The organism is Dactylosporangium sp. NPDC006015 (genome assembly GCF_040614215.1).
Classification (GTDB): Bacteria; Actinomycetota; Actinomycetes; order Mycobacteriales; family Micromonosporaceae; genus Dactylosporangium; species Dactylosporangium maewongense.
Genome location: NZ_JBEXUD010000025.1, coordinates 61,738 through 75,541, shown reverse-complemented (window position 1 = coordinate 75,541; position 13,804 = coordinate 61,738). Strand labels below are relative to the sequence as shown.

The following is a 13,804-nucleotide window of genomic DNA, read 5'->3' as shown; positions in this document are numbered from 1 at the left end:
CTGGAGCAGCCATGTCCCCGTTCGCCGACGCCTTCACCCGCCGTCCCACCGTGCCCCGCCGGGGCTTCATCCCGGCACCCCGCGTGTTCGTGGTGTCGGGTGTGGTACTGGCCGTGGCGGCCCTGCCGTTCGTCCTACCCTCGGGTCCCGCGGCCGACGCCGGCCGCACCGCCGGCCCGGGTTCCGCTCCCCGCCCCGCGGCGGTGACCTCCACCTCCGCGACGCCGCCCGCTCCCACGGCCGGTCCTGCCGCCTCCAGCTCTCCCACGCCCCCCGGCGGCTCGGGCGGCAACGGCTCAACCGGGCCGGGGCCCGGCTCAGGCGGGTCGGGCTCCGGTGCGGGTGCCGGCGGGTCAGGTGCCGGCGGGTCGGGTGCGGGCGGGTCGGGCTCCGGCGGCACGGCGACCGGAGCCCAGGCGGGCGTCACCACGACCACGGCCGCCGCCCCGGCGAAGACCACCGCCAAGGCCGCCGCCCCGCCGCCCGCGATCCCCGGTCGCGCGATCGTCGGCGTCCAGTCCCGCCTCTGCCTCAGCGCCGCCGCGGGCAAGGACGGCACCGCCCTGGTGATCGCCACCTGCAACGGCTCCGCCGCCCAGCACTGGGAGACCCTCCCCGACGGCACCATCCGCTCCGTGAGCCTCTGCATGGACGCCGCCTGGGCCGGCACGGACGTCTACACCGTCGTCCAGGTCGCCTACTGCAGCGGCAACCGCGCCCAGCAATGGCGCCTCAACGCCTCCAACGACCTCGTCAACGTCAACGCGGACAAGTGCGCCGACGTCATCGAGCGCCGCACGACCACCGGCAGCCCCGTCAAGCTCTACTGGTGCAACGGCCAGGACAACCAGAAATGGTTCTGGCGCTGATCGCTGGACTCCCCTCAGTCCCGCAGGACGGTCAGGGGGACCTGGACGGCGACTGCCGTGCCGGCGGGGCCCGAGGTGTACGCGCGGCCGACCGGGGCGGCGCCGCGGACCTGGCTGGAGGTCAGGCGGGCGCCGATGGCGTCGCCCTCGGTGACTGACCTGGGGGACAGGAGCAGGCCGCGGCGGGCCCGGCGGGCGGCGGTGAGCCAGGCGCCCAGGCCGATCGAGAGGGCGTCGGCGGCACCGGCGTAGACGATGGACTGGCCGTGGTCGCGGCCCGAGGTGGCGACGGCCCGCAGGACCTTGTCGGCGGCGGGGGTGGTGAGCAGGTCGGCGTCGTCCACCAGGAGCACCGCCGGACCGCGCAGATCGGTGAGCGCCGCCTGCACGGCGTCGTTGGCCGGGTCCGGCTCGGTGAAGAGACGGACCTGGGCGTGCCGGGCGAGGGCGCGCAGCGGCGACTCCCGCGGAGTGAACACGATCAGGCCGGTGCCGCCGGCCAGCAGCGACACCGCGAGGGTGGCCAGGGCGTTGCTGCGGCCGGTGCCGGGCGGGCCGCCGACGTAGAACGCCGACGTGGTGGCGAGGTCGACGCCGACCGCGGTGCCGTCGTCGCCGCCGACACCGAGCAGCCCCCACATCGGGCGGCGCAGGGGCGCCGGGACCTGCTCGTAGGCGTCGGTGAAGGCGACGGTCGTCGGCAGGCCGGCGACGGCGAACGGTCGTTCCCGCCCGGGGGCGCCGGCCGCGGCCCCGATCCTGCGCAGGGCGGCGGCCTGGGCCTGGCCGCTGTCGTCGGGGTCCAGGAGCGCGACCTGCGTCTCGGTGCGGGACAGCACGTGCCAGCCGCGGCCGGGCACGATCGTCGCCGGGACCTTGCTCGGCAGGATGCCGACGAGCTGGTAGTCGTTGCGGTCGGCCTGGCGCAGCAGCAGCTTGTGGTCGTTGTGCGCGGCGAGCCGGCCGCCGAGCAGGGCCCGCTCGGAGGTGGCGACGACGTGGATGCCGGCGGCGGCGCCTTCCCGCACGATCCTGGTGACGTCGCCGAGGAGCCGGCCCTGGTCGTGCTCGTCGAGGACCGGGGCGAGGGCGTCCCAGCCGTCGATGAAGAGCAGGATGTGCGGCGGCCGCTCCGCGGCGGGCAGCCGCCGGCGCAGCTCGACGAGCCCGGCGCAGCTGAGCGCGGCGCAGCGCTCCTGCCGCTCGGTGAGCTCCCGGCCGAGGCGGCGCAGGAGGCGTTCGAGGCGTTCCATGTCGTGCCGCGACACCACCGCGCCGCAGTGCGGCAGCGCTTCGAGGGCGGTGAGGCCGCCGCCCGCGGCGTCGATGCCGTAGAGGTGCACGTCGCGGACCTTCGTCCGTTGCGCGGCGGCGCCGGCGATGGTCCGCAGCACCTGGGTCCGTCCGGAGCGCGGCGCGCCGATCACGTAGAGATGGCCGAACGTGCCGAGGTCGACCGTCGCGACCCGGCGCTGCTGGAGCTGCGGGACGTCTTCGAGCGCGTACGGGATCAGCGGCGGCACGCTCTCGTGCACGGGCGTCTCCCGCTGGACGGTCAGCTCCGCCAGCAGCGCCCGCTCGTGCAGTGCCGGCAGCCACGGGCTCGGCTGCGGCACCAGGTCGGTGAGGCCGGCCGCGGCCTCATTCACGGCGGCGACGAAGACCTGCAGGTCCGTCGGCACGAGAGCGGTGGGGGCGTGCGGGTCGACGTCGGCGACGGGCAGGTCGACGGGGCGACCGAGCCGCTGCCACGACAGCTCCGCGGTGCGCAGCGGCGCCGCGGCGACAGGCGCGGTGCCCTCGGGGTGCCGGCCGGCCCCGACCCACGCGGCCTGGAACGGCACGGTCGTGCGGTGCCCGGCGCGCACCAGCGCCCGGCCCGGGTTGCCGGGCGAGATGGTGACGGCCTCGCCGGTGTCGATGATGTCCTGGCTCTCCACCGTGTCGGTGACCCGCAGCGCGATCCGCAGGTTGGTGTTGGCCTTGATGTCGGGGGTGACCGCCCCGGCCGGCCGTTGCGTGGCGAGGACGAGGTGGATGCCGAGGGACCGGCCACGCTGCGCGATGCCGATCAGGCCGGGCACGAAGTCCGGCACCTCACGCACGAGGGTGGCGAACTCGTCGATCACCAGCAGCAGCCGCGGCAGCCGGGGCAGCGCCGGGTCGGCGGCGCGTTTCGCCCGGTACGCGGGCAGGTCCTTGCACTCGGCGCCGGCGAGGATCCGCTCCCGGCGGCGGAGTTCGGCGCCGAGGGAGTCCATCGCCCGCTGCACGAGGTGCGCGTCGAGGTCGGTGACCATGCCCAGGGTGTGCGGCAGCTCGGCGCACTCCCGGAACGCGCTGCCGCCCTTGTAGTCGACGAGGACGAAGGTCAGCTCGTCGGGGCGGTTCGCCGCGGCGAGCGACGCCACGAACGCCTGCAGCAGCTCCGACTTCCCGGACCCGGTGGTGCCGGCGACGAGCCCGTGCGGCCCGTCGCGGACCAGGTCCAGCGCGAGCGGCCCGTCGTAGCCGCGGCCGAGCGCGAACGTGGTGCTGGCCGGCCGCTTCTCCCACCGGCGCAGCAGCTCGGCGGGGTCTGGCGGCTCGAGGTCCAGCAGGTCCAGCAGCCGCACCTCGCGGGGCAGCCCGGCGTCGTGCTCGGGGCTGACGTCGCGCAGCGGGGCGAGGCCGCGGGCGAGCCACTCGCACCAGCCGACGTCGACCAGGTCGGCGCGGATGCCGGTGAGGTCGGCGCTGCCGGTGCGGCGCAGCGTGACGGTCGTCGCGGCGGCCACGACGACCGCGGTGCACTCCTCCGGCAGGAGCCGCTCCTGCTCGTCGAGGCAGATGCTGAACAGGCGGACCCGCGGGCCCTCGGTGAGCAGCTGCACGACGCCCGGGACATCCCGCAGCTGGCGGGCGCCGTCGAGGATGACGAGCACGTCGGGGTCGGTGAACATGGCCTTGCCCAGCGACGAGCCGAGTGCCCGCTGGCGCGCCTGCACCTGGGCGACCAGCTCGGCGACGCGGTTGGCGACGCTTTCCGGGTCGTTGCCGACGCTGACCATCGGGCCGCCCCCACCGGCGGGCCGCAGGTGTGGCAGCCACCGGACCCAGCTCCAGCCGTCGCTGCGCTGGGGCTCGGTGAGCACCACCACCCGCAGGTCCCGGGGGCTGTGCAGGACGGCGCTCTGCGCGACGAACCACCGCGCCAGCGCCTGTACCGGCGCGGCCGGGCCGGCGACGCCGATGACGCCGTATTCGGCGAGCTCCAGGCCGACCGGCACGTCCTGGATGTTCCAGCGCACCGTGCGGTGGTTCTCGTCGCGGCCCGGGTCGTCGATCTCCTTCACGGACGGCAGGTCGGCGGTGCCGAGCCGGACCAGCAGGTGGTCGGGGTCCCGCCGGCGCCGCTCCCACAGCCGCACCCCGGGGCCGGTCGCGACGAGGCCGAGCGTCGCCGGGTCGGGTCCGGTCACACAGCGCACGTGCCGCTCCTGCCGGACCGCGTCGTGGATCTCGCGTTGCAGGGAGTCCATCCGTAGCCGGTACCGCCGCCACTGGTCCTCGTGCTGTTTGCGGTTGCCGCGCCGGCCGACCATCCAGTTGGTGACCGCCATGACCGGCGTGAACAGGATGAAGACCAGGTAGAAGTACGAGCGGAACACCCCGACGAGGACCAGCCCGAGCACGATCGGGGCGACGAGCATCAGCATCGGGAAGGGCTGGCGTGGCGGCTTGGTCGGAGGGTTCGGCAGCCGCACCCGCTCGGCGTCCAGATGCGGCGCGATCCGCGGCGGCCGGTTGTAGTCCAGGCCGATCCCGTCGGCGGCGTCCGTGACCGCGGCGTCGGCCGCCACCGGGGCGACGAGCCTCAGCAGGACCGGACCGACGGCGAGATCGGTGCCGGGCTCCCAGCGCCGGGCGGGTTCGTCGTCGTCCTGCGCGTCCGGTACCGACGGCCGCCCGGCGGTCTCGACGGTGATGCCGGTGTCCGGGTCGAACGCGTACGGCGGCTCCACGACCGCCGGTCTGACCTCGCCGTCGTCGCCGGGCTCGCGGTGCCAGGTCACGGTTCCCCGGGTGGAGACCGTCACCCAGAGCCCGCCGGTGGGGGCGTCGGGGCCGTCGACGCTGATCGCGCAGTGATCGGCGGTGCCGATCTCCCAGCTGCCCGGGGTGAGCCGCCAGCTCCGGCCGGCGGCCGGCCCGGAGACCGCGTGCAGCTCGACGAGCACCGGGCCGGCGTCGGCCGGGTCGGGCCGGACCAGGTCCCGTCGCCGGACGGGCCGGCCCAGACCCAGGACCGCTCCTGACCGGATGCCGGAGCCGTGCACCGGGGCGGAGAGGGGCACCTCGACGCCGTCGAGGTACACCTTCCTGGCCGGCCCGGCTCCGGCCAGGAACCTGGCCGCGCCCCCGTCGTCGGCGGGCCGGTCGAGGGCGGCGCTGAGCTCGGCCACGGTGCAGGCGCCGGGCAGGTCGACGAGGTGGTCCCGGCGTGTCCCGTCGATGCCGTCGACGGTGGTGAGGGTGAGGTTCACGTCGGCATCCCCCTGGTCGCGGACACGCCGGGGGCGGGGCGTTCCGGTTCGTCGAACTCGTCCTCGTCGTGCGTGGTGGCGCTGAGCGGCCGGACGGGCGGCGGCGCTCCGGCACTCGCCGCGTCCCCCGGCGGCGCCGCTGCCGCCTCCGGGTCCGTCTCCGGAGCCGGCGCCGCTCGGACCGGCAGCGGGGACGGCGGGGCGTCGAGGGAGGCCACGAAGGCGTCCTCGTCCAGGAGCGGGCCGGTGTCTGGGCGCCGGGGCGCGGGCGGGATCGTCGCGAGCGTGCGGACGACCGATCTCGGCAGCGCGGTGACGTCGAGGACGAGCGGGGTGCCGGCCGGGCGTACGAGTCCCGTGCGGTCGGCGAGGAGCAGCCTGGCATGGCCCTGGGCGCCGCCGATGCGGACGGTGCGCAGCTCGGTGCGCGTGCTGCCGGGTACGCCCGCGCAGATGAGGAACTCGGTGGCCGGCGAGGTCAGCTCGCCGTCGAACCCGGGATGCACGCCGGGGCCGATGGTGACCGCGCCGCCGGGCAGGCGGGCCTCGAGCTGGGCGGCGATCGACTGCACGAGCGCGCGGCCGGTGCGGTCGTCGCCGGTCGTGGCGACGGTGGCGGGGCCGGCGGTCAGGTCGAGGAACACCACGCCGCCGCGGGCGTCCTCCACGCCGGCCGCCACCAGCACCGGGGCCGCGTCGCCGGGCGCGTCGGGGTCCCGTGGGGTCCACCACAGCAGCGGGTCGTCCTCGTCGGCGGTCCACGGCAAGTCGTCGGGGACCTTGCAGGGCGCCCCGGCGAAGTACACGCCGACGGCGTCGCCGGCGAGGATCACGGCGTAGGGCTGCCGCCGGCCGGGCAGCGGAATGTCGCGCAGCGCCGCCGCGGCGGTCGTCCAGGTCTGCGGGTCGGCGAGCAGTCCGCTGAGGAGTTCGAGGCGTCGCCGGTACCGCCACCAGCGCCGGACGGGCCGCCCGAACGCCGCCGCCGTCCGCCGCACCTCGCGGGCGAACCGGCGCCGCACCACCCGCCAGCCGCCGGCCCGCCGCACCGCGCGCTGGAGCAGGACGAGGGCGAGCACGAGCAGGCCGAGACCGCCGAGCAGGGCGCTGATCGGCCCGCGGTGCGCCGACAGGTACGCGATCATGCCGCCTCCCCGAGGACCACGCGCATGGCCCGCAGCGCGTGGTGGGTGCGGGACTTCACGGTGCCGCCGGGGATGCCGAGCGCCGCCGCGGTGTCGTCGCCGCCGCGTCCGAGCAGGTGGACGTGCACCAGGATCTCGCGGTGCCGGGCCGGCAGCTGCCGCAGCCCGTGCACCAGGAGGTGCCGGTCGGCGACGGTCTCGGCCAGGTCGCCGCGGTCGGCCCGCTCGGGGAACAGGTCGGCCGCGATCCCGATCGGCACGCTGCGGTCCTTGCGCCAGGCGTCGACGACGAGGTTGCGCGCGATCCTGAACAGCCACTGCCGGATCGGCCGCTCGGACCAGTCGAGCTGGTCGGCGTGCTGCCACGCGCGCAGCAGGGTCTCCTGCACGATGTCCTCGGCCTGGTGCAGGTCGGGGGCGACGAGCCGGGTCACGTAGCGGTGCAGGGCGGCGCGCTGTTCGCCGAGGTCGCGGGCGGCATCGCCAGAGCTCACGTTGGGCGCAGCCTTTCGCGTACATTCGTGCGAAGCGCCCGGATGGTCGTTCATTGAGCACTTCCGCGCCCACACTTACAGCGCCGGATTGCCTACGGGTAGCCGAAGATGAACATGGCGTGTCCGTTCATCGACCGCCAGCTATACGAGGTCGATGTAGTCCGTCGCCGGCGTGCTCGACGCTTCGTCGCCGCCGATGTGCAGGTACGGTCCCGGGGTGAGGGCGGCAGAGCGCCACCAAGACGTCCAGCGGGTTCATCATTCAGTACCCGCGGCAACGTGTACTGCTGAGACGCGGTAGAGCCCGGCTCTGGTAGCGCTACGCCGTCGCCCCGACCGTGCTTTCCACGGTGACGGGGTGGCGGCGGGTGGGCAGGCCCAGCGTCGGGTTGGCGACGCCCCAGGCTGCGCCCTTGCAGATCAGCTCCTTGTAGAGCGCGGCGAGCCGGCCGGTGAGGACCGCGGAGACGGCACGGTCGTCGGCGGTCACGTACTGGATCAGGCCCTCCTTGCGGCCCAGTGAGATGCACTGGTTGAAGTAGCGCAGCGGGACGTTCGGCAGCTTGCCGCCGGTCAGGCGTGCCGCGATCGCGTCGGCGGCCTGCCACGCCATCGGGGTGCCGGACGCGCACGACATCCGCAGCGGCTTGTCCCCGGCACCCATGGCGAAGGCGGCGTCGCCCACGGCGTACACCTCCGGATGGGACACCGACCGCATGGTGCCGTCGACGACGATCCGGCCGGTGTCGGTGACCTCCAGGCCGCTCGCCTGCGCGATCGGGTGGACCGCGAACCCGGCGGTCCATACCGTGACCGCGGCCGGGATGGTGCGGCCGTCGGCGGTGACGACGGTGTCGGCCTCGACCCGGGCGACGGCGGTGTGCTCGTGCGCGGTGATCCCGAGCCGGGCGGCGACCTTCCGCAGGTGCGTGCGGCCCTTGTCCGACAGCCAGTCGCCGAGCTCTCCGCGGGCGGCGAGGGCGACCTCGAGGTCCGGACGGGCCTCGGCGATCTCGGTGGCGGCCTCCAGCCCCGTGAGGCCGCCGCCGACGACGACCACGGGCTGCCCGGCGTCGAGGCGGGCCAGGCGGTCCCGCAGCCGCAGCGCGCCGGAGCGGCTGGCGAGCTCGTGGGCGTGCTCAGCGGTGCCGGGGACGCCCTGGGCGTTCCAGCCGCTGCCGAGCGCGTAGACGAGGGTGTCGTATCCGAGTTCCTCGCCGCCGGCTGTGACGGTCCTGCGCTCCACGTCCACGGCGGTGATCTTGGCGATCCGCGGCTGGACGCCGGTGCCGGCGAGCATCGCGCTGAACGGCCGCGGCTTGAGCGTCTGGCCGGTCGCCAGCTGGTGCATGCGGACCCGTTCGACGAAGTCCGGCTCGGCGTTGACGAGGGTGATCGCGACGTCCTCGCGGCGCAGCCGCTTGGCGAGCCGGCCGGCGGCGATGGCCCCGGCGTACCCGGCGCCCAGAACGATGATGCGGTGCTGCTGCATGTCCCTGCTCCTGTCTGGCGGTGTGCCCCTTGAACCGGGCGGCCCGCCGTTTGCTGACAGGAACGTGGTGTGAAGCAGCTCACATGCTCACTGAAACGCGGTGAACAGGGGTTTCCCGTGGTCGCCGGCGGCCGTCCAGCGCTCGGTCGCGCGGTCGAGCTTGTCGGGGTTGACCTGGTTGCGCAGCGCCGCGATACCGCCGGCGGTGACCTCCAGGCACATGACCCCCACGACCCGCCCGTCCACGACGGCCACGACGGCCGGCTCCCCGTTGGCGGTCGTGGCGTAGATCCCGGGCGACCCGCCGGCCGCGGCGCGCTTCGCCTCGCCGGGCGCGAACAGCCCCCGCACGAACTTCGCCACCGCGAGGGCACCCTCGTACGCCTTCGCCCGCGCCGGCACCTTCCCGCCGCCGTCGCCGATCGAGACGGCGTCCCCGGTGAGCAGCCGCACGAGCGGCTCGGTCCGCCCGCTGGTCGCGGCCGCCAGGAACTCCTCGACGATCCGCCGCGCCGCGGCCTCGTCGATCTCCGTGCGCGCCCGGCCCTCGGCGACGTGCTGCTTGGCCCGGTGGAAGATCTGCTGGCTGGCGGCCTCCGTGATGTCGAGGATCCCGGCGATCTCCCGGTGCGGGTAGTCGAACGCGGCGCGCAGCACGTACACCGCCCGCTCGTTCGGCGTGAGCCGCTCCATCAGCGTGAGCACCGCGTAGGACACCGACTCGCGCTGCTCCACGGTGTCGGCCGGACCGAGCATCGGATCCCCCGCGAGCAGCGGCTCCGGCAGCCACTGCCCCACGTACACCTCACGCCGTGCCCTCGCCGACGTGAGCTGGTTGAGGCACAGGTTGGTGAGGACCTTCGTCAGCCACGCCTCGAGCACCTCGATGCGCCCGTGGTCCGCGCCCTGCCAGCGCAGGAACGTCTCCTGCACCGCGTCCTCGGCCTCCGCCGCGGAGCCGAGCATGCGGTAGGCGATGGCCTCCAGCCGTGGCCGGGCCACCTCGAACCGCTCAACGTCCCCGACGGTCAGAGCCATGACCCCACGGTACGTGCTTCGCTTTCGCCGGCCTCGCCCCGGCCGCGGCGTTCCACCCCGGGGCCGGCTGAGGTCAGTTCTCGGCCCGGGTGCGCGTTCTGGAACGCCAGGCGCTCGTCCGCTCCGGCGGCCAGGTCGCGTACGCCGACGAGGCTGTTGTCGCTCGCGTGCTGGTCAGCCCGCCGCGCAGTGCTCCAACAGCTGCGATGTCATGTTAGGGGAAGGGCCTTTCGCCAGGTCCGTTCGGAGAGCGGGCGAAGGTGGACGAGATGGTTCCGCATGGCTTCGGCTGCACCAGGCCCGTCCTGGTCGCGGATGCAGGCAAGGATCTCCGCGTGCTCCCGCAGGATGGCGTCGTGTTCGCGGGTGTTGAGCAGGCTGCGCTCCGAGCGGGCCTCGAGGACGGCATACACGGGCTGGGCGGAGAGCACCATCAGGCGGTTGTGGGCGAGCTCCAGCACGGTCAGGTGGAACGCGCGGTTGAGGTCGCTGATCTCTGAGTGGGACAGGCCGGCGGCGGGATCGGGCACGGTCTCAGTCAGCCGCGTGAGCTGCTCGTCGGTGCGGCGCAGCGCTCCCAGCCGAGTGGCCTCGACCTCGATCAGCTCCCGCAACTCCACGGTTTCGGCGATGCTCACCTCTTCGGCCGCGGTCAGCAGGTTGATCTGTGTCGTCATGAACTCGGACACGTAGTCGATCGTCGGGCGCGTCACGAAGGAGCCGCCGGTCGCGCCCTTGGAGGTGCGGATCAGATTTTCGCTCGCGAGGACGCGAAGAGCCTCCCGGACCGTGGCCCGGCTGACGCCGAAGGTCTCGGCGAGGTCCACCTCCCGCGGCAGGCGTTCACCGGCGCGCAGCTTCGCTTGCAGGATGTTGTCGCGGAGCTGGTCCGCGATCTGTTCATAGGCCTTGCGGACGCGCTTGAGTCCCGCCCCGTTGTTGGTCACGTGCGTCCCGCTGCCTTGAAGTCAGACATAAGTCCCATCCTGGTGAACTCTGCAGCGAACCCGAGCAGTACAGGATGCTACATGGCAGTTTCCCGATTCGGGACCCTGGTCCAGATCGGTCGTGTCAAAAGTCTAGCAAAAGCCCTCTTGGCGGTTTACCGTGATCCCGTTCGCTACTCAGAGGAGGTTGCGGTGCCTGACGAGGACCGGATAAGCAGGAACTTCGACGCCATCGTCATCGGCGCCGGCCACAACGGGCTGGTCGCCTCCTTCTATCTGGCCCGGGCGGGCCTCGACGTGCTGGTGCTCGAGCAGCGCGACGATCCGGGCGGGCTCCTGGCGACGGCCGAGATCGTTCCCGGGTACCGAACCAACGCGGTGTCGAACTCGTGCCACAACCTCGAGCCCTCCATCGTCTCCGAGATGCGACTGCAGGACTTCGGGCTCCGGTTCGCCCACCCCGATCCAAGCTCGGTCATGGCCTTCGCCGACGGGCGCCGGTTCGTCGCCGCCAACTCCCGCAGCGGCCTGGCCGACGAGCTCAAGTCGCTCAACGCGGGCGACGTCGACGGCTACTTCGCCACGCTCCAGGCGATGTCGACCCTGGCCGAGAAGCTCGACGTCTCCTTCTACGAGGCCCCGCCGAGCGTCGCCGACCTCTACGGCCGGCTCGACAACGACGCGGATCGGGCACTGTTCAACCGGCTCATGTTCGGCAGCGCCACCGACTTCCTCGCCGAGCGGATCACCTCCGAAGAGGTGATGTCCCTGCTGGGCATGGTCGCCATCTCGGGCAACTACCTGGGTCCGAGCACGCCGGGGTCCGCCTACATGCTCTTCCACCGGCCGCTGTACCGAGGCTCCTCGGCGACCCGCAGCGGCGAACGCTTCCACACCCTGGGCACCAGCAAGGTCGCGCCCATCGGCGGCATGGCGGAGATCGCTCGCGCGATGACGGCGTCCGCTCGCGCCGCCGGGGCGGTCATCCGTACCGGGTCGGGTGTGGCTTCCATCGTTGTCAAGCACGGCCGCGTCGCCGGCGTGGTGACGAACGACGGGGAGGAGTACACCGCCGGCGCGGTCCTGTCGGCGGTGAACCCGAAGCTGACCCTGACCCAGTTCCTGACGCCGGACGAACTGGGCCAGGACCTGGCTGCCCAGGCGGGCGCCATCAAGATGGACGGCACCGCCTTCAAGCTCATGCTGGCCGTGGACGGCACGCCCCGCTTCACCTGCGCCGTGGACGACGCCGAGAACGACAGGCTGCTGCGGTGCGGGTTCCGCATGGGAACGACCATCTCCGGGATGGACCGGGGGTACCACGCGGCGCTCGCCGGGGAATGGTCGCGCGAGCCGATCATCTGGGGCCTCATCCCGTCCTCCATCGATCCCACGCTGGCGCCCGAGGGCGGGCACGTGCTGAGTCTGACGGTCTTCCACGCGCCGCTGCGGCTGTCGGGGAGCACCTGGGACGTCGAGAAGGACAGGTTCGCCCGCCACATCATCAAGCATCTCGACGCGGTGTACTTCCGGGGTCTCAAGGACATGATCGTGGGGTATCGCGCCCTCTCGCCGGAGGACCTCCAGCGCGACTTCGGGCTCATGGGCGCCCATGTCTCCCACGGCGACATCACCGCGTTCCAGATGTTCGACGCCCGGCCCACGTTCGGGCTGAGCCACTACGCCACCCCGGTCGCGGGTCTCTACCTGGGCAGCGTGGGGACCTGGCCGGGCAACTACGTCTCGGGGCTGCCGGGCCGCAACGCCGCCCGGCGGCTGCTCGCCGATCGCACCGACCCCGACCGTTACACGGAGTTCGGCACGGCGGGGGCGAGCTGATGCCCGGACTCGACACGAGGGAGACCAGTGTGAAGCCTGATCGCCGCGCGGAGCCGGCATTTCTCGAAGCATCGGGCGTGACCATGCGCTTCGGCGACCACGTCGCCGTGCGGGACGTCACGCTCGGCCTGGCCCGGGGAGAGGTCGTCTCGATCATCGGTCCCAGCGGTGCCGGCAAGAGCACGTTCCTGCGCTGCGTCAATCTCCTCGAGATCCCGACGCGGGGCACGCTGCGGGTCGGCGACACCTCGCTCAGCGTGGGCCCGGGCGCCACACCCAGGGAACGGGACATTCAGGCGTTGCGCCGGCGGCTGGGGATGGTGTTCCAGAACTTCAACCTCTTTCCGCATCTCACGGTGCTGCGCAACGTCTCGCTCGCCCAGGAGCGGGTGCTCGGCCGTTCCCCGGCCGAAGCCGAGGCGCGGTCGATGTCGCTGCTCGAACGCGTCGGGCTGGCGGACAAGGCCGGCGCCTATCCCGGGCGCTGCTCCGGAGGGCAGCAGCAGCGGGTGGCGATCGCCCGTGCCCTGGCGCTGGACCCGGCGGTGATGCTGTTCGACGAGCCCACCTCGGCCCTGGACCCCGAGGTGGGGGCCGAAGTCCTCGCCGTCATGAAAGAACTCGCCGCCGACGGCATGACGATGATCGTGGTGACGCACGAGATGGCGTTCGCCCGCGACGTCTCCGACCGGATCGTGGTGATGGTCGACGGGGGCGTGGTCGAAGCGGGCGACCCGCACCAGATCATGGCGAGTCCGAGCCATCCGCGCACCCGGACCTTCCTGAGCGCCGTGCTGGACCGCTGATGTTCCAATACACCGGATACATCCTGACCGGCGCGATCGGTACCGTCACGATCACTGCGGCGGCCTTCCTGATCGGCGCCGTGCTCGGCGTGCCACTGGCGGTGGCCAGTCGCAGCGCCCATCGGCTCCTGCGCTGGCCGGCCATCAGCCTGATCGAGGTGTTCAGGTCGGTCCCGAACCTCGTCTGGCTCTTCCTGGTCTTCTTCGGGCTGCCCGAGATCGGCATCCGGCTCGGGCCGTGGACGACCGCCATCCTCACGCTGGGCGTCACCAGCTCCGCCTACCTCGGCGAGATCTACCGGGGCGGCCTCAGCGGCCTGGGACAGGGCCAGTGGCTGGCCTCCAAAGCACTGGGCCTGAGCACCTGGGATCGTGGCCGGTACGTCCTGGCGCCGCAGCTCGCCCGGGTGGTGAGCCCGACCATGGCCACCTACGCCATCAGCCTGCTCAAGGAGTCGGCGCTCGCGTCGGCGATCGGCGTGATGGAGCTGACCTTCCGTGGCGGGCTGGTGACCCAGCGGACCGGCGACGGCCTCACCACATTCGTCGTCGTCGGCGTGGTGTACCTGCTCCTGAGCCTCCCGCTCGCGTACGGGTCGCGCCGCGTCGACAGCCGCCTGCGGGCGAAGTTCTCGGTCGGCTGAGGAG

At 73.3% G+C, this 13,804-nt stretch carries 10 protein-coding genes; 4 read left to right on the top strand and 6 right to left on the bottom strand.

The genetic code is table 11. From position 1 onward, the window contains the following. The first annotated feature begins 11 nt into the window (after positions 1-11). Entirely contained in the window at positions 12-869 is an 858-nt protein-coding gene (locus tag ABZ321_RS35080; protein ID WP_354899381.1) for an RICIN domain-containing protein, read from the top strand. Between the two features lie 14 nt (positions 870-883). Here ABZ321_RS35080 and ABZ321_RS35075 read toward each other — a convergent pair whose 3' ends face one another. From ABZ321_RS35075 to ABZ321_RS35050, 6 genes are all read right to left on the bottom strand, one after another. Then, a complete protein-coding gene (locus ABZ321_RS35075; protein WP_354899377.1) occupies positions 884-5,395 on the bottom strand; it encodes an FtsK/SpoIIIE domain-containing protein in 4,512 nt (1,503 codons plus the stop codon). Beyond that, complete coding sequence (locus ABZ321_RS35070; protein WP_354899374.1) at positions 5,392-6,540, bottom strand: hypothetical protein; 1,149 nt, start codon at positions 6,538-6,540, stop codon at positions 5,392-5,394. The genes ABZ321_RS35075 and ABZ321_RS35070 overlap by 4 nt, the downstream gene beginning before the upstream one ends. After that, entirely contained in the window at positions 6,537-7,034 is a 498-nt protein-coding gene (locus ABZ321_RS35065; protein WP_344511272.1) for a sigma-70 family RNA polymerase sigma factor, read from the bottom strand. The genes ABZ321_RS35070 and ABZ321_RS35065 overlap by 4 nt, the downstream gene beginning before the upstream one ends. Positions 7,035-7,353: 319 nt before the next feature. Next, a complete protein-coding gene (locus ABZ321_RS35060) occupies positions 7,354-8,526 on the bottom strand; it encodes an FAD-dependent oxidoreductase (RefSeq protein WP_354899371.1) in 1,173 nt (390 codons plus the stop codon). Positions 8,527-8,613: 87 nt separating this feature from the next. After that, complete coding sequence (gene sigJ / locus ABZ321_RS35055) at positions 8,614-9,564, bottom strand: RNA polymerase sigma factor SigJ (protein WP_354899368.1); 951 nt, start codon at positions 9,562-9,564, stop codon at positions 8,614-8,616. A 209-nt stretch (positions 9,565-9,773) separates the two neighbouring features. Continuing rightward, entirely contained in the window at positions 9,774-10,511 is a 738-nt protein-coding gene (locus ABZ321_RS35050) for an FCD domain-containing protein (protein ID WP_344511278.1), read from the bottom strand. Positions 10,512-10,703: 192 nt separating this feature from the next. Here ABZ321_RS35050 and ABZ321_RS35045 point away from each other — a divergent pair, with 192 nt between their 5' ends. The 3 genes from ABZ321_RS35045 to ABZ321_RS35035 are packed head-to-tail and all read left to right on the top strand — an operon-like array spanning position 10,704 to position 13,800. Next, positions 10,704-12,350 carry an NAD(P)/FAD-dependent oxidoreductase gene (locus ABZ321_RS35045; RefSeq protein ID WP_354899364.1) on the top strand — a complete coding sequence of 549 codons (1,647 nt, stop codon included), beginning with the start codon at positions 10,704-10,706 and terminating at the stop codon, positions 12,348-12,350. Further along, entirely contained in the window at positions 12,350-13,156 is an 807-nt protein-coding gene (locus tag ABZ321_RS35040; protein WP_354899361.1) for an amino acid ABC transporter ATP-binding protein, read from the top strand. The genes ABZ321_RS35045 and ABZ321_RS35040 overlap by 1 nt, the downstream gene beginning before the upstream one ends. Next, positions 13,156-13,800: an amino acid ABC transporter permease gene (locus tag ABZ321_RS35035; protein ID WP_344511282.1), complete on the top strand. Its 645-nt coding sequence runs from the start codon at positions 13,156-13,158 to the stop codon at positions 13,798-13,800. Before ABZ321_RS35040 ends, ABZ321_RS35035 begins: the two co-directional genes overlap by 1 nt. Positions 13,801-13,804 lie beyond the last annotated feature (4 nt).

Excerpts from the sequence above, each read along its gene's own strand:
- ABZ321_RS35080 (WP_354899381.1), top strand. The coding sequence starts at position 12 with ATGTCCCCGTTCGCCGACGCCTTCACCCGCCGTCCCACCGTGCCCCGC.
- ABZ321_RS35070 (WP_354899374.1), bottom strand. The coding sequence starts at position 6,540 with ATGATCGCGTACCTGTCGGCGCACCGCGGGCCGATCAGCGCCCTGCTC.
- ABZ321_RS35060 (WP_354899371.1), bottom strand. The coding sequence starts at position 8,526 with ATGCAGCAGCACCGCATCATCGTTCTGGGCGCCGGGTACGCCGGGGCC.
- sigJ (WP_354899368.1), bottom strand. The coding sequence starts at position 9,564 with ATGGCTCTGACCGTCGGGGACGTTGAGCGGTTCGAGGTGGCCCGGCCA.
- ABZ321_RS35040 (WP_354899361.1), top strand. The coding sequence starts at position 12,350 with ATGCCCGGACTCGACACGAGGGAGACCAGTGTGAAGCCTGATCGCCGC.
- ABZ321_RS35035 (WP_344511282.1), top strand. The coding sequence starts at position 13,156 with ATGTTCCAATACACCGGATACATCCTGACCGGCGCGATCGGTACCGTC.